This window comes from Pseudomonas sp. F1_0610, assembly GCF_047470865.1.
In the GTDB taxonomy this organism is placed as follows: domain Bacteria; phylum Pseudomonadota; class Gammaproteobacteria; order Pseudomonadales; family Pseudomonadaceae; genus JAZDRH01.
This window is the reverse complement of record NZ_JAZDRH010000002.1, coordinates 1-18,652: the sequence shown is the minus strand read 5'-3', so window position 1 is coordinate 18,652 and position 18,652 is coordinate 1. Positions and strand designations below refer to the sequence as shown.

At 42.8% G+C, this 18,652-nt stretch carries 17 protein-coding genes; 10 read left to right on the top strand and 7 right to left on the bottom strand.

Annotation, left to right across the window (positions count from 1 at the left end):
* Positions 1 to 136: 136 nt before the first annotated feature.
* Entirely contained in the window at positions 137 to 1,237 is a 1,101-nt protein-coding gene (gene trmA, locus VQ643_RS01325) for a tRNA (uridine(54)-C5)-methyltransferase TrmA (RefSeq protein WP_414197464.1), read from the bottom strand.
* A complete protein-coding gene (locus tag VQ643_RS01320; protein ID WP_414197463.1) occupies positions 1,237 to 2,529 on the bottom strand; it encodes an NCS2 family permease in 1,293 nt (430 codons plus the stop codon). Before VQ643_RS01320 ends, trmA begins: the two co-directional genes overlap by 1 nt.
* A 203-nt stretch (positions 2,530 to 2,732) precedes the next feature.
* On the opposite strand from VQ643_RS01320, the gene VQ643_RS01315 reads away from it, so the two are divergent.
* The gene (locus VQ643_RS01315; protein ID WP_414197462.1) at positions 2,733 to 3,062 is read left to right on the top strand and encodes a DUF1820 family protein; all 330 of its coding nucleotides are present in this window, start codon (positions 2,733 to 2,735) and stop codon (positions 3,060 to 3,062) included.
* On the opposite strand, the gene VQ643_RS01310 is transcribed toward VQ643_RS01315, so the two are convergent.
* The gene (locus VQ643_RS01310) at positions 3,059 to 3,325 is read right to left on the bottom strand and encodes a YebG family protein (protein ID WP_414197461.1); all 267 of its coding nucleotides are present in this window, start codon (positions 3,323 to 3,325) and stop codon (positions 3,059 to 3,061) included. The two genes, VQ643_RS01315 and VQ643_RS01310, sit on opposite strands and share 4 nt — an antisense overlap.
* Positions 3,326 to 3,440: 115 nt before the next feature.
* Here VQ643_RS01310 and VQ643_RS01305 point away from each other — a divergent pair, with 115 nt between their 5' ends.
* The gene (locus VQ643_RS01305; protein WP_414197460.1) at positions 3,441 to 4,097 is read left to right on the top strand and encodes a hypothetical protein; all 657 of its coding nucleotides are present in this window, start codon (positions 3,441 to 3,443) and stop codon (positions 4,095 to 4,097) included.
* A gap of 6 nt (positions 4,098 to 4,103) precedes the next feature.
* Complete coding sequence (locus VQ643_RS01300) at positions 4,104 to 4,739, top strand: hypothetical protein (protein WP_414197459.1); 636 nt, start codon at positions 4,104 to 4,106, stop codon at positions 4,737 to 4,739.
* A 45-nt stretch (positions 4,740 to 4,784) separates the two neighbouring features.
* Here the strand turns inward: VQ643_RS01300 and ppk2 are convergent, their stop codons facing one another.
* The 3 genes from ppk2 to VQ643_RS01285 all read right to left on the bottom strand — a co-directional run bounded on the left by ppk2 (position 4,785) and on the right by VQ643_RS01285 (position 9,143).
* Positions 4,785 to 5,756, bottom strand: coding sequence for a polyphosphate kinase 2 (gene ppk2 / locus VQ643_RS01295; RefSeq protein ID WP_414197458.1), 972 nt, complete (start codon positions 5,754 to 5,756; stop codon positions 4,785 to 4,787).
* A gap of 152 nt (positions 5,757 to 5,908) precedes the next feature.
* Positions 5,909 to 6,550 (bottom strand): 2'-5' RNA ligase family protein, encoded by a 642-nt coding sequence (locus tag VQ643_RS01290; RefSeq protein WP_414197457.1) that lies wholly within the window; start codon positions 6,548 to 6,550, stop codon positions 5,909 to 5,911.
* Positions 6,516 to 9,143: a DEAD/DEAH box helicase gene (locus VQ643_RS01285; protein ID WP_414197456.1), complete on the bottom strand. Its 2,628-nt coding sequence runs from the start codon at positions 9,141 to 9,143 to the stop codon at positions 6,516 to 6,518. Before VQ643_RS01285 ends, VQ643_RS01290 begins: the two co-directional genes overlap by 35 nt.
* Before the next feature lie 100 nt (positions 9,144 to 9,243).
* Between VQ643_RS01285 and VQ643_RS01280 the strand changes: the two genes are divergently transcribed.
* Positions 9,244 to 10,104, top strand: coding sequence for a carbon-nitrogen hydrolase family protein (locus VQ643_RS01280; protein ID WP_414197455.1), 861 nt, complete (start codon positions 9,244 to 9,246; stop codon positions 10,102 to 10,104).
* The gene (gene tldD / locus VQ643_RS01275; RefSeq protein ID WP_414197454.1) at positions 10,104 to 11,546 is read left to right on the top strand and encodes a metalloprotease TldD; all 1,443 of its coding nucleotides are present in this window, start codon (positions 10,104 to 10,106) and stop codon (positions 11,544 to 11,546) included. The genes VQ643_RS01280 and tldD overlap by 1 nt, the downstream gene beginning before the upstream one ends.
* 29 nt (positions 11,547 to 11,575) lie before the next feature.
* On the opposite strand, the gene yjgA is transcribed toward tldD, so the two are convergent.
* Positions 11,576 to 12,094 (bottom strand): ribosome biogenesis factor YjgA, encoded by a 519-nt coding sequence (yjgA, locus tag VQ643_RS01270; RefSeq protein ID WP_414197453.1) that lies wholly within the window; start codon positions 12,092 to 12,094, stop codon positions 11,576 to 11,578.
* A gap of 76 nt (positions 12,095 to 12,170) precedes the next feature.
* Here yjgA and pmbA point away from each other — a divergent pair, with 76 nt between their 5' ends.
* From pmbA to pssA, 5 genes are all read left to right on the top strand, one after another.
* Positions 12,171 to 13,520 carry a metalloprotease PmbA gene (gene pmbA / locus VQ643_RS01265; RefSeq protein WP_414197452.1) on the top strand — a complete coding sequence of 450 codons (1,350 nt, stop codon included), beginning with the start codon at positions 12,171 to 12,173 and terminating at the stop codon, positions 13,518 to 13,520.
* 453 nt (positions 13,521 to 13,973) lie between these two features.
* Positions 13,974 to 15,698, top strand: coding sequence for an acetolactate synthase 3 large subunit (locus VQ643_RS01260; protein WP_414197451.1), 1,725 nt, complete (start codon positions 13,974 to 13,976; stop codon positions 15,696 to 15,698).
* A 2-nt stretch (positions 15,699 to 15,700) separates the two neighbouring features.
* Positions 15,701 to 16,192 (top strand): acetolactate synthase small subunit, encoded by a 492-nt coding sequence (gene ilvN, locus VQ643_RS01255; protein WP_414197449.1) that lies wholly within the window; start codon positions 15,701 to 15,703, stop codon positions 16,190 to 16,192.
* 43 nt (positions 16,193 to 16,235) lie between these two features.
* On the top strand, positions 16,236 to 17,252 hold the full coding sequence (ilvC, locus tag VQ643_RS01250; RefSeq protein WP_414197447.1) for a ketol-acid reductoisomerase: 1,017 nt from the start codon (positions 16,236 to 16,238) through the stop codon (positions 17,250 to 17,252).
* Between the two features lie 128 nt (positions 17,253 to 17,380).
* On the top strand, positions 17,381 to 18,226 hold the full coding sequence (pssA, locus tag VQ643_RS01245; protein ID WP_414197445.1) for a CDP-diacylglycerol--serine O-phosphatidyltransferase: 846 nt from the start codon (positions 17,381 to 17,383) through the stop codon (positions 18,224 to 18,226).
* Positions 18,227 to 18,652 lie beyond the last annotated feature (426 nt).

Below are 18,652 nucleotides of genomic sequence, written 5' to 3'. Positions count from 1 at the left end.
AAGTAGTGTTTTTTCATTCCAAAATCCTTCTTGAACGTAAGAACTTTATTCTATAACGCTAGCCGATAAAGGTGAGGGAGTTATTATCACTTTATTTGAACTTGTTACTGTATATGACAAAGATCAAAGTAAGCTGTTAGCTTACTTTGATCTTGCGTTCTAGCAATACACCGCTTTCCATGTGATCTGTCCAAGGAAACTGATCAAATAGCGCACAGGCTGTAATTTCATGGGTATCAGCCAGTTGCGCAATATTCTGAGCAAGTGTTTCAGGGTTGCAGGAAATATATAAAATGCGATCAAAACGGCGTGTGAGCTCACAGGTATCTGGATCCATTCCAGCTCTTGGAGGATCAACAAAAACTGTACCAAATTGATAGCTGTCTAAATCAATATTGGCAAGACGTCGGAACGGGCGAACTTTATTAAGTGCTTGTGTGAGCTCTTCAGCAGATAAGCGCACTAAACGAATATTATTGATATTGTTATCTTCAAGATTAGCTAAAGCAGCATTTACTGAGCTTTTGCTGATTTCTGTGGCAAGCACTTGGCGTACTTGAGTTGAAAAGGGAAGGGTAAAATTACCATTCCCACAGTAGAGTTCTAGTAAGTCGTCAGTGCGCTGCCCTAATGCTTGGCATGCCCAATGTAGCATTTTCTGGTTGACTTCAGCGTTAGGTTGGCTAAATGCGCCCTCAGGTTGACGGTAGCTAAAAACACGTTGGTTTACGCTCAGTTTTTCCACTACATAGTCTTTACCAATAACAACACGCTTACCTCGTGAGCGACCAATAATGCTAATGCCAAGTTCTTTAGCTAATTGTTCGGCAGCTAGTTTCCATTCTTCATTAATAGGTACGTGGTAGCACAGAGTGACTAAGGCTTGATTGGATAGTGTTGTTAAAAACTCTACCTGAAATAAACGATTACTTAAAATTGAGCTTTTTTGCCATGCCGTTTTAAGCTTTGGCATAAGCTCATTGATCAGTTCGCTGGCAATAGGAAAGTTATCGAGCAAAATAGGCTGATTCTTTGTGCCTTTTTCAAACATGGCATAATCACGCTGCTCACCATTGACCCATAAACGAAACTCGGTACGCATACGATAATGTGTTAAAGGGGATACATAAACACTTGGCGTAATGTCTGTAAATGGGGTTAATAATGATTTTAGACGAGCAACCTTTTGCGCTAACTGCTGGTTATAAGCTATTTCTGAAAAATCAGTAGGCAACATTAAGCAAAAAATCCTAGTTTTATTACAAAAAGAAGAGAGAGCACCCACATAGCAAGGCTTAGATCCCGCCAGCGTCCACTAATAAGTTTAATGGCAGTCCAGCTAATAAAGCCAAAAGCAATACCGTTAGCGATAGAAAAGGTTAATGGCATAGACAGGGTGGCTGTCACAACGGGAGCAGCGACTGTTAAATCTTCCCAATCAATTTGGGCTAAGCCAGAGGTCATTAATACTGCAACAAAAAACAGCGCTGGGGCAGTAGCATAAATAGGGATCATCTGTGCAAGAGGCGAAATAAATAAGCACAATAAAAACAGCAAGCCAACAATGCAGGCAGTTAAACCAGTACGACCACCTACTGTAATACCTGCGGTTGATTCAACATAACTGGTGGTGGTTGATGTACCTAGTACAGCGCCTGCCATAGTGGCAGTACTGTCAGCCAAGAGCGCGCGGCCTAGACGCGGCATATTGCCATTTTTATCCAGTAATCCCCCTTTTTGGGTAACACCAATTAGGGTGCCTGATGTATCAAACAGGTCGACAAATAAGAAGGCAAAAATAACGCTAACTAAGCCAATATCAAGAGCGCCTTTAATATCAAGCTCCATAATGGTTGGCATAATGCTTGGCGGTAGGCTAAAGACGCCATGGTATTGAGTGTCGCCCAAGGTAACTGCAATGGCCGTAATCACAAAAATACTAATCAATACCGCGCCTGTTACTTTGCGGTAAGACAGTGCAACTATCATGAAAAAACCTAGCGCAGCCAGAATTGGGCCGTGCTTACTAAGGTCGCCTAAACCAACCATTGTATCGGGGTTTGAAACAACTATGCCGGCTTTTTGTAAAGCGATAAGCCCAAGAAAAAGACCTATACCAGCAGTAATAGATAAGCGTAGCGGCATAGGGATACTGTTAATAACCCATTCGCGGATTTTAAATAAAGAAAGAAAGAGGAAAATAACACCCGAAAGAAACACAGCACCTAATGCCACTTGCCATGTATAGCCCATTTGCCCAACAACGGTATAGGTAAAGAAGGCATTTAACCCCATACCAGGTGCGAGCGCGATAGGGTAATTAGCAATTAAGCCCATAATAAAGCAACCAATAGCGGCAGCAAGACAGGTCGCAACAAATACTGAGCCGTAATCCATACCTATGCTCGACAACATTTTAGGGTTGACGAACAAGATATAAGCCATAGTTAAAAATGTAGTGATGCCAGCAATAACTTCTGTTTTTACACTAGTGTTATTGGCTTTTAGGTGGAAGAGTTTTTCCAGCATGCTAGCTCCGCGAAGGATGTTGCCCTATAAAAAAGGGGGCAAATAATAGCAGACATTACTCAGAATCGTTAGCCTGAGACAAGAAGCAGAGGCGAGCTCAAGACTAGCGGTTAATGAAGCAACATAAACTGAGTAGATACTCTACAAATTTGCACTGGCTATGCTAAGCTGCGCGACCTCAATACTTGTGAGATATAGGTAACATGAGTTCTACAGATAATCCGTTATTTAAAGTTATTTTTGTCAATCAAGGCCAAGTGTACGAAATTTTTGCTAAAGCTATTTACCAAAGTGATCTTTGGGGATTCCTAGAAGTGGAAGAGCTTGTTTTTGGCGAACGTACACAGGTAGTAGTTGATCCTAGTGAGGAAAAATTAAAGGCACAATTTGATGGCGTAGTGCGCACTTATGTACCTTTGCATTCAATAGTGCGTATTGATGAAGTAGAGCGCCTTGGTGTAGCGCGGATTAGCGATGCCGCAGGTGGCAATGTAATGCCTTTTCCTATGCCAGTTCCTCCGAGCAAGTCTTAGGCTTGCTCAGCTACCTCACTACTTAACTCATCTAAAATTTCAGCTTTACCTTTAAATGCGCGCGCAAAAATATCACGGTTTTTTGCCATATAGATGCCAAGGTCTTCGGCATTTTGCTCGCTTAAATCAGGGGTGACTTTTTGTAGGATATCAGCTAAGCGCTCGGCTAATTCGAGCATTTTATCGTGCTGATCAGCTAACGCTTTGTCCATAAATAAAGTCTCCGGATCACGTGAGCTACGGTATAGGGTTTCAACGGCCATAGTAATCACTCTGGTATCTGTTTTTATATACAGTACTTCTTGTTGCGATATAAGTCAAAAGTTAATTGCCTAATTGGTGATAGGATGGCAAAAATTTCCAAGGTAGGTTTAGGTAATGAAATTAAAATTAGGACTCAGTGTGGCTATTTTTAGCCTGTTGTCTACGAGTATGTGGGCTGCTTGCCCGTTAAAGGTGCAGGCTAAAGAGCCAGAAAAAACTGCACGTTATTTTTTTGTTTGTAAAGAGGGTGACCAAATCACCTTATCAGACACGCCGACTAAGTGTTATAGCAGTGTTACACATATTAATGACCTGACCAGTAGCGATTTCAATAAGGAGCTAGTGGTAGTGCAGCCGTCGCCTGGTGCGGCATGTAATAAAGGGTCAATAAAAGTAGATATGCAACATAGAGCTAATCGTTTGCAATATTTAGAAGATCGCTTAATGCAGTTACTGGAAAAGCCTTCAGTTTCCAAAAGAGATAATACGACTATGTCTCAGGTAAAATATGAAAAAGAAATAGCTGATTTTTATAAGCAGAAAGAACAACTACTAGCGCAATTTAATACACATAAAGCAGGAATTTTAACCGCAGAGTGTGAAAGTAAATCTGCAGAGGCTATTCATCACATTTTTGACAATCAATTTATGAAGGCGGAACGTTTGAGTAATCGCGATAAAATAGCCAAGGCTAGAGCCTTGTTGGAAATTGAAATAGAGCGTAACAAAGTACTATATGGCGAACTCAATAGACTAATTGCAACCCCATAGTTTTGTATGTCGAGCTTTATTGATAAAAGCGCTTATTATTTTGATATACGCACATGCCTTTACCGAGGCGAAGCGATCTGGCTGTGCTGTCCACAGTGTGAGCAGCTAGCTAAACTCTATAAGCGGGATAACAGTTTTTATGTTAGCTGTGATCATTGTGCATGGATTAATAGCTATCAAAGGCAATGTCTTTATGACACTTACTCACAAGGGCAGTGCGGCCATTGTGGGCGTTACTTTAATGTGCCTATTGCAGCTAAAAACGCTTGTTTTAATAAGTATAATGTTAGTTGCCCCCATTGTAATCAAAAGGTACAAGGGCAGGTTAAGGTGAATGCAACTTATTGGAGCTATCGGCAACAAGCCAAGCGAGAAGGATGTGATCCTTTCTTTAATTTACCGTTTTATTTATGCGTCGAGCTAGCGCCTAAGCAGCTAATCTGGGCACTTAACCCTCAACACTTAAGGTATTTACAAGCCTATGTTGCGGCAGATTTACGGCAAAAGCCAAATGAGGGCATGTGTCGTAGCGCTAGTCATAGCTTACCTATTTACCTTAAAGTAGGTAAAAATCGCCAGCGCGTGCTAACTAAGCTAAAACAGTTACAGGCTAAGATTTTATACACTACAAATAAGGTATAGATGCTGCTAACACTTGGGTGCAGGGTTAGCAGCGCCTGAAGTCAGCTATTTTTTAGAGGGGTACTGGGCTTTAGGCTCTTTGACTAGTTTAGGATCAGTTTCGCGGATGCGTTCTAAATCTTTGCCAGGGTAGTCTAATTGCGTTAGAAAATAGCGAATACAGTTTAAACGTGCGCGTTTTTTATCATCTGATTTAATAATAGTCCATGGGCAATCTGTGGTGTGGGTATGAAAGAACATAGCATCTTTTGCTTCTGTGTAGTCATCCCAACGATCGAGTGATTGAACATCAACAGGCGATAATTTCCAGCGTTTTAATGGATCTGTCTGACGTGAGCTAAAACGACGTAGTTGCTCTTGTCGACTTACAGAGAACCAGAATTTAAATAAAATAGTGCCTGATTTAACCAGCATACGCTCAAACTCAGGCGCTTGCTGCATAAATTCCAGATATTGGTCTTCATTACAAAAGCCCATTACTCGTTCTACACCAGCACGGTTATACCATGAGCGGTCAAAGAAGGTGATTTCACCGGATGTAGGTAATTGCTGGACATAGCGCTGAAAATACCACTGGCCTTGCTCTTTTGGTGTGGGTTTGTCTAGCGCAACAACACGAGCTCCACGAGGGTTAAGGTGTTCCATAAAACGCTTAATAGTTCCCCCTTTACCCGCCGCATCTCGCCCTTCGAATAAGCAAACAATGCGTTGATTGGTTTCTTTAACCCACTTTTGTACTTTTAGTAGTTCAATTTGCAAAATACGTTTTTCACGCTCATAAACTGAGCGTTTCATGCGTTTAGGGTAAGGGTAGGACTTAGATAAAGGCTCGTCGTCGTTATTTTCGGCCAGTAGCTCGGCAGGCAAGCTAATGTGCTCTTCTTCACCTGGACCTGTATGCACTTGCTCTGTAATAGTAGGCACGGTCTCAAGTTCAGTTGTGTCATTGGAAGCAGGAGTGCTGGTATGTTCAGTATTTTTTTTAGCTTGTTTTTTATCTTCTGAATGATTACCCATATTGGTCTCATGCTCCATTAAGAAAGATTGGGTTAGTAAGTATAGTTAAAGAAATTGTAGGGTAGCTGTGGAAGATCAGTGTCTCAACAAGAAACTAAGGAGCCATCTAGCTAAATTGTATTTTTTTATGACTTTGAGAGTTAGTGCTTACTTCATGTGTTAGGTGGATGTAGTTCTAACCGGTATATTTCCTCTAAAGAGGAAAATAGAGCACTAGCATTGTACAAACATAAAGAAATAGAACGCACGTTTAACGTTAAAGTTTGAGTATTTAAATAGTTACGATAAGCCAGCAATTGATCTTGACAAAGCGGTAATTTATAAAGCCCTAGCGTAATATGAGGAATGTAAGCTTGAAAACGAACTTCAGAAGCGCTTGATAAAGTTTCCCGCAATAATTTAAGTTCTGCGCTTGCATCAACTTGTAAAAACGCTGCGCTAGCAAAGCTATCTAAGCCCGTAACTATTAGGCTAAATGGGGCAAGCTTTAGTTGTTCTAAGTCGTTTATTTGACGTTGTAAACAGCTTATTGAGATATCATCGTTATAACTGGCCTCTAAGCCAATAAAACCATTTATAAATAGGCTAATATGCAGCTGGCGTTGAGTTTGGCTATGCAATGCTGGGTGCAGTAGCTGTTGGGCTAGTTTAGCCCGCTGTACTATGTCTTCTTGGTCGATCAAAATACACCAAACACAGTAGTATTTACGGCCTTTATGCCATTCTGCATAATCACGATTTAAGCAACACTCTGTTTGCTTAAATTGCTTTAGTTGTAGGTTGGTTTGGTTCATGTAATGGGGCCAGTAAATTCTCAATATCTTGCGCATCTAGCGTGGCCTTATTACTGGCGCCTTGCACCAGTACGCTTTGTGAGAGGGCGGCTTTACGCTGTTGCAACTGCTGAATTTTCTCTTCAACACTGCCTCGTGCAATCAGTTTATAGATATCCACAGCTTTATCTTGCCCAATACGGTAAGCGCGGTCACTGGCTTGGTTTTCTGCTGCTGGGTTCCACCAAGGATCAATATGAATCACGGCATCAGCAGCCGTTAGGTTCAGACCAACACCGCCAGCTTTAAGGCTAATTAAAAAGACAGGTACTTGCCCGCTTTGAAAAAGCTCAACAGGTGTAGTGCGATCTACAGTGCTTCCTGTTAATTGAGTGTAATTAATGCCTTGTGCCGCCAGTACTTGCTCAATAAGGCTAAGCATTTGGGTAAATTGCGAAAAAATTAAAATTTGGCGGCGCTCTTTACGTAATCGTACGACCAGTTTTAATAAGGCTTGTAGTTTGGCAGAGTCGGCGAAGCTCGCTGTAGTTTCGGGATCAACTAAGCGTAAATCACAGCATACTTGGCGTAGGCGCAATAAGGCTTCTAAGATAGTGATATGGCTGCGGGCCAAGCCCATATTTTGAATTTCTGCGCGAACTTTCTTATCCATAGCTAAACGCAGCGTTTCGTAACGATCGCGCTGTAAATCAGTTAACTCAACGCGAATAATATGTTCAGTTTTGCCTAGTAGTTCTGGGGCAACCTGTTCTTTAGTGCGTCTTAAAATAAAAGGTTTTAAGCGCCCTGTGAGATGCTGCAAACGTTCTTCATCGGCATTATTTTCAATAGGGAAACGGTATTGTTGATTAAAGGTTTTTTGATCGCCTAGCCAGTGCGGTTGTACAAAGTTAAATAACGACCAAAGTTCTCCTAAATTATTTTCAATAGGTGTGCCTGTTAAAGCAATACGTTGTTTTGCTGTGAAATCGCGTAATGCTAAAGCGCCTTTGCTACGTGGGTTTTTAATATTTTGTGCCTCATCGAGCACAATTAGATGCCAAGCTTGAGCTTCTAAAATAGCTTGATCACGTGAAAGCAAGGAGTAGGTGGTTACTACAATATCCTGCTCTGCTAGCTGGTTATAAGCTTGGGCGCGCTCTTGCCCATGTAGAATCAGTAAGCGCAAGCTAGGAGTAAAGCGTGCGGTTTCTTTACGCCAATTACTGAGTAAACTTGTAGGAACTACAATAAGCGCAGGTAGCCTAAGTTTGCCTTGCTGCTTTTCAGACAGAATATGAGTTAATAATTGTAAGGTTTTACCTAGCCCCATATCGTCAGCTAACACCCCCCCCATGCCTAAGCGCATTAAATTCTGTAACCAATAGAATCCCTGGAGTTGATAAGGGCGCAAGTCAGCTTGTAAGTCGTCAGGAACTTGAACTTCATGTTGCGTAAGGTTCTGTAAGTCTTGCGCAAGCTGTCTTAGATGTAAATCGCCATGCCAAATGATACCGCTTCGCTGATCAAACTCATTGAGTTTAATTGCATCGGCATGGCTTAAACGTAATTTATCGTTATCAGCACTACCATGCTCGGCATAAAGATTAGCGAGTGTTTGGAGTAATGGGCGGATTCGCCCATAGGGTAAAGCTAGTCGTTGTTGGTTAGGCAGATTAACAATAAGAGCGTCATTATCTTGTTTTTGAAATAAAAAATCTGTTTTTAACAAAGCGGGAGTTTGCTTGATACATTGCAGCAAAATAGGCAGTAAGCTGATATTTTGCCCATCTACCTCTATACCCATTTCTAAGTCAAACCATTGATGGCTTGGGTCTTCATTTAAGCGAATATGCCATTGCTGTATTTGGCGTAAGTTAAAATAAAAATTTTCTTGTTGATGAATTTGCCAGCCCTGGGCGCGTAATTCATTTAGGTGTTGATGAGTAAACTGTAACCAAAGCCGCTCAGACGCCAGTTCAAAAGGTTCACCAGCTTCCTCTGGTAAGGCTTCGCTGCGTCGTAATGCAACTTTAAAACCTAGATTAAGCAGCTGTTGGCGTAGGTGTTGTTCTGCTGCCGTATCACGTTGGAAATTTATAGCTTGCGTTTGGTTATGGTATTCCTGCCAGTTTTGTTGTGCGCGCAAAGGCACCAGATGGCCTTCATAACTAAAACGTAAAGCCGCACGATGTTGCCATTGCTCACGAACTTTATTACTGCGATTATCAAAGACTAAGCGCTGAGCGCTGCCTAGGTGCAATACAGCCGTTGGCCTGCCACTAACCTTTTGAGTTAAAGAAGCTTCGGTTAATTTAATTTCACCATAGGCTTTATGTGCGGCTAGCAGTGCTGAAACAATGTGTTTGCAATTATAAGACACAGGGCAGGTGCAGCGACCATCCACATCAAACTGTTGTTGGTCATTTAGCTCAAGTTGAATTGTTTGCTGATAGGGTATTTCTTGTGAACCATCGCAGCAAGCTTGTATTTTGCAGCCATTGACTTGTAATAGGCGACTTTTGTTTTGCTCAGCGTATTTCTTACCACGAATAAAAGTCGCAGTAGAAAATGCATGACGCCAAAGTGCGGGACGTAATGATGTAATACTCAAAGCTCAAACCCAAAAAGACTTTTTACAAACAATTTGCCATTCTCTCATACTAGCAATCATTATCTAGCTTGAACATCTTCCCCTTTAGTTGAGTTAAAGAATGACTTTGTTAGCAAAAATTGCATTAATTCAGCTTTCTAGTACAAATTGTATTGAGCAGAATTTAGAAAAAGCAGAAAAAATGCTGAAACAAGCGGCTGATCAGCAGGTGCAGCTTGTAGTACTACCAGAAAACTTTGCAGCACTAGGGCACGAAAACGTCTTTAAACTTGCACAATCAGAGTGGCAAGGTGACGGTGTTATTCGGCGTTGGCTAAGTGCACAAGCTAAAAAGTTACAAATAGAAATTGTGGCAGGCAGTCTGCCGTTGTTAAGAGAAGCTCAGGATACTAAACCCTATGCATCTAGCTTACTGATTAATACACAAGGTCAAGAAGTAGCACGTTATGACAAGCTTCATCTGTTTGATGCAGCAGTTTCTGATAAACAACAAGAATATTTGGAGTCCAAACACTATGCAGCAGGTCAAAATTTAGTGGTGGCGAACACCCAAGTAGGACAGTTGGGCATGAGTATTTGTTATGATTTACGTTTTGCACTGCAATTTCAGGCATTACGTGAAGCAGGAGCGCAGTTTATTAGTGTTCCTTCGGCATTTACTGTGCCAACAGGACAAGCGCATTGGCAGGTTTTATTGCAGGCAAGGGCTATTGAGACTCAATGTTTTATCCTTGCTGCAAACCAAACTGGGCAGCACAGCGCAACTCGTGCTAGTTTTGGACATTCAATGATTGTTAGCCCTTGGGGAGAAATTCTCAGCCAAGCAGGTACAGAAGAAGCTATCCTAACGGCTGAGTGTGATTTGGCTTATTTACAACAAGTACGTGAAAAAATGCCAGTGCTAACGCATCAACGTTTTGCTTTAACAGGCTTAAATTCAAGCCAAAATGAGGAGTTTTAATGACAGAGTGCCTAACGCAGGTAAGTGAGCAACTGTTAGCTGTAAATGGATTAAGCCTTGAACAGCTTAATCCTATTTTGGCCCAGTTAGCAGGACCTGGTATTGATGCCGCTGATCTCTATTTTCAGCGCCGCCTAAGCGAAGCCTGGGTATTAGAAGACGGCATTGTTAAAGAAGGTAGCTTTAATTTAGATCAAGGCGTTGGTGTGCGCGCCCAAACAGGCGAGAAAACAGGTTTTGCGTACAGCAATAATATTAATCAAAGTGCGTTATTACAGGCTGCAACGGCCGCACGCAGTATTTCCCAAGCCGGCCAGCAAGGCAAGGTACAGGTATTTAGTGCGGTTGAAGCCAATGCGCTGTATCCAGCGACTAATCCCGTTGATGTTATGAGTCGTGAAGATAAAGTGGCTTTGCTCAAGCAAGTTGACTTAGCAACGCGTGCCTTAGATCCACGTATTGTACAAGTAAGTCTTAGCCTAGTGGGCTCATGGGAACATATCTTAGTAGCCGCAATGGATGGCAGCTTGGCTGCAGATATTCGCCCACAAATTCGCTTTAATGTCAGTGTGATTGTTGAGCAAAATGGACGACGTGAACGTGGTAGCTCAGGCGGAGGTGGACGGCGTGATTATAGCTACTTTTTAGAGCATGATCGTGTCATGAGTTATGCCCGTGAAGCCGTGCGCCAAGCCTTAGTCAATCTAGAAGCTATTGATGCGCCGGCAGGCACGTTGCCCGTGGTTTTGGGTCCAGGTTGGAGTGGCGTTTTACTGCATGAAGCAGTAGGTCATGGGCTTGAAGGTGATTTTAACCGCAAAGGCAGCTCCGCCTACAGTGGACGCATTGGCGAACAGGTTGCTTCAACGCTTTGTACTATTGTCGATGATGGTACTTTGGAGCATCGCCGTGGTTCCTTATCAATTGATGATGAAGGCACTGCAACACAATGCACTACGCTGATTGAAAAAGGTATTTTGCGCGGCTATATGCAAGATAAAACTAACGCACGCCTAATGGGCCTAGCCAGTACTGGCAATGGTCGTCGAGAATCCTATGCGCATTTGCCTATGCCCCGCATGACCAATACTTATATGCTGGCAGGCCAAAGCGATCCAGAGGAAATTATCCGCTCTGTTAAAAAAGGCTTGTACTGTGCCAGTCTAGGTGGTGGCCAAGTCGATATTACCAGTGGCAAATTTGTCTTCTCTACCAGCGAAGCTTACTTAATAGAAAATGGCAAAATTACAGCACCTGTTAAAGGCGCAACACTGATAGGAAACGGACCGGAAGCTATGGCTCAAGTATCTATGGTAGGTCATGACTTACAGCTCGATCCAGGTATAGGCATGTGTGGTAAAGCAGGGCAGTCTGTGCCTGTTGGTGTAGGTCAGCCTACATTGAAGCTAGATGCCATTACAGTGGGCGGTACCGCTCAATAAAAAGCTCGCTAAGGCGAGCTTTAAAAACGTTATTTTAAACCACGTTGAACTTCATCGAGTTCGCGAATGTATTTGAAGATTTTACGCGCTGCTGTAGGCGCTTTGTTTTGTTTTAGCTCATGTTGAGCATGGCGAATTAAGCTGCGTAGATGTTGGATATCGGTTTCTGAGTAAAGTGCAACAAAAGCATTTAATGCCTCATCGCCTTGCTCAATTAAACGATCACGCCAGCGCTCAAGATTATGAAAACGTTCATTGTACTCACGGCTATTAGTATCCGCCAAACGTACAGGTTGCATAATAGTTTCTAAATCGTGACCGCGCAGTAGCTTGCCTAAGTATTGCTTATGGCGTTTGCGGGCAATAGGGCTGGTGTGTTTGGCCGTATCATCTAAGGCTTTACGTAGCATATTGCTAAGTGGAAGTTTATCTAAAAGCTCTGGTTTCATAGCCGATAAACGTAGACCTAGCTCTTGTAACTCAAGCATTTCGCGTTTTACTTGCGATTTGCTTTTTTCTTCAAATTCATCGTCGATGATGTCAGACATGGAAAATACCTAGCAATTTTGTCGCCATCATAACAGAGCTTGCTAGTGTGACAAAAACAAGCTTTGGAGTTTAATTATGCATGAAGTACAAACAGTGGGGCCGCAAGCCTTATTAGGCTTACAAACTAAAGTTCAAGAAGTTCTTGATCAGGCAAAAAAACAAGGGGCAAGTGCCTGCGAGGTGTCTGTCTCTCTTAGTCAAGGATTATCTACAAGTGTACGCCAAGGCGAAGTAGAAACCGTTGAGTTTAATCGCGATCAAGGTTTTGGGATCACCCTATATGATGGACGGCGTAAAGGCTCGGCTAGCACTAGCAGTACTGATGCGCAAGCCATTAAAGAGACAGTGGCCGCCGCTCTAGCTATTGCGCGTCATGCGTCTGAGGATGAGTATTCTGGTTTGGCAGATGCTAGCCTTATGGCAACGCAATTTCCTGAGTTGGACTTATGGCATCCATGGAATATTTCACCAGAGCAGGCTATTGAACAAGCACAGCTTTGTGAGCAGGCGGCTTTGGCATTTGATGCCCGTATTAGCAACAGCGAAGGAGCCAGCTTAAATAGCCATTCAAGCTGTGCAGTCTATGGTAACAGCCATGGTTTAATTGCAGGACAAGCAGGTACACAACATAGCTTAAGCTGTGTGGTTATTGCTCAGCAACAAGGGCAGATGCAGCGTGATTATTGGTATGATTATGCACGCGATGCGGCCCAACTAATGAGTCCTCAACGTATTGGGCAGCAGGCAGCGCAACGAACAGTGGCGCGCTTAGGTGCGCGTCCTGTTACCACCTGCAAAGCACCAGTTATGTTTTCAGCTAACGTAGCGGCAGGCTTGTTTGGCCATTTTCTACAAGCTATTTCAGGTGGTAGCCTGTATCGCAAGTCCTCCTTTTTGTTGGATGCGCTTGGACAGTCACTATTTCCGCAGTGGTTAAGTTTATATGAACGACCTCAATTAATCGGTGGATTATCAAGCTGCGCCTTTGATGGTGATGGTCTGGCAACCTACGATAAAGATTTTATCGAAAAAGGGCAGTTAGTAAACTACATGCTCAGCACTTATTCTGGACGCAAACTAGGTATGCCAAGCACCGCTAACGCTGGCGGCGCACGCAATCTTTTTGTTACTCATGGTGAGCTTGATCAAACCCAGATTATCAAGAAAATGGGCCGTGGATTATTAGTCACAGAGTTAATGGGGCAGGGAATTAACATGGTAACAGGTGACTACTCAAGAGGAGCTTCTGGTTTTTGGGTCGAGAATGGGGAAATTCAATTTCCTGTAGAAGAAGTTACCATTGCAGGTAATTTGCGTGATATGTTTAAATCTATTGTTGATGTTGGCTGTGATCTAGAGCGACGCTCCTCAGTTTGTACTGGATCTGTATTGCTAGAGCAGATGATGATTGCTGGACGAGATTAAGCCAGTCGATAAAAAGTGTATTTCGCAAGCGAATAGCGCTTAGTGAATAAAACTGAAATAAAATTGCCGAAATAGCGTAAAATTTGTAATTTTTAACTATAAAAATACAGGTTTTGCGCTATTTTTCTTTGTGTTTTGCGTTAAATATAGAATTTTTAAGCTTTTTTTTCTTGACTTGTAGGCGCTTAATAATAACAATCAGACCTTCACTGTGATGCAGCTTCACAAAGGCTCTCGCAGTAGTTCGAAAAATGGTGCGTACCCGCGCCGCCCGCTAGGCCCTTCTCGCGTTACCTCGCACTGGGTTAGGGAAGCACAGTTAGCTCCCGCTACTGCGTTGTTCAGAACAAGAGGCTAAGTTGCCGGCGACCACAGTCGCTCATAATTTGAACTAGCAGTAACCTAAACAGATTGCTTGATGAGCAATATTCTGGCGTTTTAGAGGTGTGAACAGTGGAACTTTTATCAGGCGCGGAAATGGTAATCCGCTCGCTGCGCGATCAAGGCGTTAAATATATCTACGGTTATCCCGGCGGGGCCGTATTACATATCTATGATGCTCTATTTAAAGAGCCAGAGATTACGCACGTCCTCGTCCGTCATGAGCAAGCAGCCACGCATATGGCTGATGGCTATGCTCGTGCAACCGGTAAAGCGGGAGTCGTATTCGTTACTTCAGGTCCAGGTGCAACCAATGCTATTACAGGCATTGCAACGGCCTTTATGGACTCTATTCCGATGGTGGTGATTTCTGGGCAGGTCCCTTCACACCTTGTAGGTAGCGATGCATTCCAAGAAACAGACATGATTGGTATTTCACGTCCAATTGTGAAACATAGTTTTATTGTTAAAGACCCTGCTGAAATTCCAGAAGTTATTAAGAAAGCTTTTTACATTGCCGAATCAGGTCGTCCTGGCCCAGTAGTGATTGATGTTCCTAAGGATATGACGAATCCCGTTAATAAATATCCTTATGAGTATCCAAGCAAAGTAAAAATGCGTTCTTATTCGCCGCCCACGCGTGGGCATTCAGGGCAAATTCGCAAAGCGGTTGAGCTCTTAATCGCTGCTAAACGCCCTGTGTTGTACTCAGGTGGCGGTGTAATTATGGGGGGAGCAGCCGAGCCTTTAACGCAAATAGCTAAACTACTTAATTTGCCTGTAACCAATACCTTAATGGGCTTGGGTGGATATCCTGGCGATGATCGTCAGTTTTTAGGTATGTTAGGTATGCATGGCAGTTATCAGGCTAACGTCACTATGCATCATAGTGATGTGGTTTTTGCCGTGGGCGCCCGTTTTGATGATCGTGTGATCAATGGTGCTACCAAATTCTGCCCGAATGCGAAAATTATTCATATTGATATTGACCCTGCTTCGATTTCAAAAACCATCAAGGCCGACATTCCTATTGTAGGGCCTGTGCATAACGTGCTAACAGAAATGCTATCAGTAGTTAAAGAAGAAGCTGATAAGCAAAATAAAGACGCTATTGCTAGTTGGTGGAAGCAAATTGAAGAGTGGCGCGGTAACCGCAAAATGTTCCCTTATAACGAAGGGGATGGCGTGGTTATTAAGCCGCAAAAAGCTGTTGAAGTATTATGTGAAGTTACTAAAGGTAATGCTTTTGTTACTTCAGATGTTGGTCAACACCAAATGTTTGCTGCCCAATATTACCGTTTTAACAAGCCTAACCGTTGGATTAACTCAGGTGGCTTAGGCACTATGGGATTTGGGTTTCCAGCAGCAATGGGTGTGAAGCTTAACTTCCCTGACGATGACGTAGCCTGTGTTACCGGTGAAGGTAGTATCCAGATGAATATTCAGGAACTATCAACCTGTTTGCAGTATGGTCTGCCAGTGAAGATTATTAACTTGAACAACGGCGTACTAGGCATGGTTCGTCAATGGCAAGACATGAATTATGGTGGTCGACATTCACAGTCGTATATGGAATCGTTACCAGATTTCATGCGTTTGGTGGAAGCCTATGGTCATGTGGGAATTAAGGTCACTAAATTAGAAGACTTAAAACCTGCAATGGAAAAAGCTTTTGCAATGAAAGACCGTTTGGTGTTCTTAGACATTCAGGTTGACACTAGTGAGCATGTGTATCCAATGCAAATTAGTGGTGGCGCCATGCGCGACATGTGGCTGAGCAAAACGGAGCGTACCTAACCATGAGACATATTATTTCTTTGTTGATGGAAAACGAGCCGGGCGCATTGTCTCGAGTTGTAGGTTTGTTTTCTCAGCGCAACTATAACATTGAAAGCTTAACCGTAGCGGCGACAGAAGATCCAACGTTATCACGTTTGACGTTGACTACTATTGGCCGTGAAGAAGTGATTGAGCAAATCACGAAAAACCTTAATAAATTAATTGAGGTGGTTAAGTTAGTTGATTTGTCAGAAAGTGCTCACGTTGAACGTGAGCTTATGCTGATCAAAATTAAAGCAAATGGCTCACAGCGTGCAGAGATTAAGCGAACAGCGGATATCTTTCGTGGGCAAATTGTTGACGTGACACCAAGCGTTTATACCGTACAGTTAACAGGTACATCGGACAAACTTGATAGCTTTATCCAAGCCATTGGAGCAGCTTCAGTGGTTGAGGTTGTACGTAGTGGTGTAACAGGTATTGCGCGCGGCGATAAAGTACTGAGTCTGTAATAGTTAAAATAAGAGCGCAAAGCGCTTAATTTAGGAGTGTTCCATGAAAGTTTATTATGATAAAGATTGCGATCTCTCTATCATTCAAAGTAAGAAAGTAGCCGTTATCGGTTACGGTTCACAAGGTCATGCCCATGCATGCAACCTAAAAGACTCAGGTGTAGATGTTGTTGTTGGTCTGCGTACTAACTCATCTTCTGTAAAAAAAGCAGAAGCACATGGCTTAAAGGTAATGAGCGTTGCTGATGCTGTTAAGCAAGCTGATTTAGTAATGATCTTAACCCCAGATGAGTTTCAAGGTCAGCTATACCGTGAAGAGCTAGAACCAAACTTGAAAAAAGGCGCAACCTTAGCTTTTGCTCATGGATTCTCCATTCTGTACAACCAAGTTGTACCTCGTGCAGACTTAGACGTAATCATGATTGCGCCTAAAGCACCAGGCCATACTGTACGTTCTGAGTTTGTAAAAGGCGGTGGTATTCCAGACCTTATCGCTATTTACCAAGATGCATCAGGCAACGCAAAAAATGTTGCGCTTTCTTATGCTAGCGGCGTAGGTGGTGGACGTACAGGCATTATTGAAACTACTTTTAAAGACGAAACTGAAACTGACCTATTTGGTGAGCAAGCTGTACTTTGCGGTGGTTGTGTAGAGTTAGTTAAAGCTGGTTACGACACCTTAGTAGAAGCCGGTTATGCACCAGAAATGGCTTATTTTGAGTGCTTGCATGAGCTTAAACTAATTGTAGACCTGATGTTCGAAGGCGGCATTGCCAATATGAACTACTCTATCTCTAATAACGCAGAGTATGGTGAGTATGTAACAGGCCCAGAAGTAATTAACGAAGAGTCACGTCAAGCTATGCGTAATGCACTAAAACGCATTCAAAATGGCGAATACGCGAAAATGTTTATTACAGAGGGTGCTGCTAACTATCCATCAATGACAGCCTATCGTCGTAATAATGCGGCTCATGGTATTGAGATTATTGGCGAGAAACTGCGTGCAATGATGCCGTGGATTGCCGCTAACAAAATCGTGGATAAGAGCAAAAACTAATCATTGCTCAGTATCACAAAAAGCGCAGCTTCGGCTGCGCTTTTTTGTTTCTATTGCACTAATCTAGTACAAAAGGGTCAATGAGTCTTACAATAAGCCAAGCATTTCTATTTAGTTAAGGTGTATTTATGTCAAATAGTCCCGAAGAAAACGGAAAAGTATCGGGGGTAGAGAATGTGCCATTTGTGGATGAGCACATAGAAGAAGGGCATGACGAAGAGGGTAAAAAGGTGCGGCATCGCGGTGTCTATCTATTACCTAATCTTTTCACTACCGCTAATTTGTTTGTCGGCTTTTACGCAATTATTTGCGCTATTAAAGGTGACTTTACTTCAGCCTCGGCTGCTATCTTTATTGCCATGTTGATGGATGGGCTTGATGGGCGTGTTGCACGCATGACCAATACGCAAAGCGCATTTGGTGCAGAGTATGACTCTTTGGCTGATATGGTGGCTTTCGGTTTGGCCCCTGCACTTTTGGCGCATCAATGGGTATTGCATACTTTAGGTAATATTGGCTTAAGTATTTCCTTTATTTATGCAGCTTGTGCTGCACTGCGTTTAGCGCGCTTTAATACGCAAATTGGCAAGGTGGATAAGCGTTGGTTTGTTGGTTTGGCATCACCAGCGGCGGCAGGCGTGGTGGCAGGCTGTGTTTGGGCGGTAGTAGTGTTTGATGCAAAGTCAGGCTTTGCAGGAGAGCAAATTCCCGTCATATTAACAATCTTCTTTGCAGGCTTAGTGGCGGCAGCTGGTTTGGCTATGGTGAGTAATGTCAAATACTACAGCTTTAAAGATTTTAACTTTAAAGAGCGGGTGCCCTTTGTTGTTATCTTAATCGTAGTGCTGGCGATTTCCATTCTTTCTATGGATACGCCACGTGTGCTCTTTATAGTTTTCTTCTGTTACGCCTTATCAGGACCGCTTTATTTAGTAGAGCGTGCGCGTAGAAGACGTAAGACGAAAAAAGTTTAATCTTTTTTAAATTAATTGTTGACAATGAATGGGCGTGCTGTAGAATGCGCGTCCACCAACAGGGTAGCAGGTTAAACGGTTGATCTTGTTGAAGTTTCAAGGGTTTTTACTTCACAAAGAAGTTAAACGAAAGTTTAAAATAATCCTTGACACTAAGTTAGGTTGCTGTAAGATACGCAGCCTCGATTGAGACGACGAGTTGTCTTAATCACAGTTCTTTAAAAATTGAATCAAGCAATTCGTGTGGGTGCTTGTGTAGAAAGACTGAGGATCGCAAGATTTATCAGCAACACAAGTAACTCTGTGAATTCACAAGAGTTTATTTAGATTGCTGAGCCAAAATTAGAAGCTTTTAGCTTCACAAGATTTAACTGAAGAGTTTGATCATGGCTCAGATTGAACGCTGGCGGCAGGCCTAACACATGC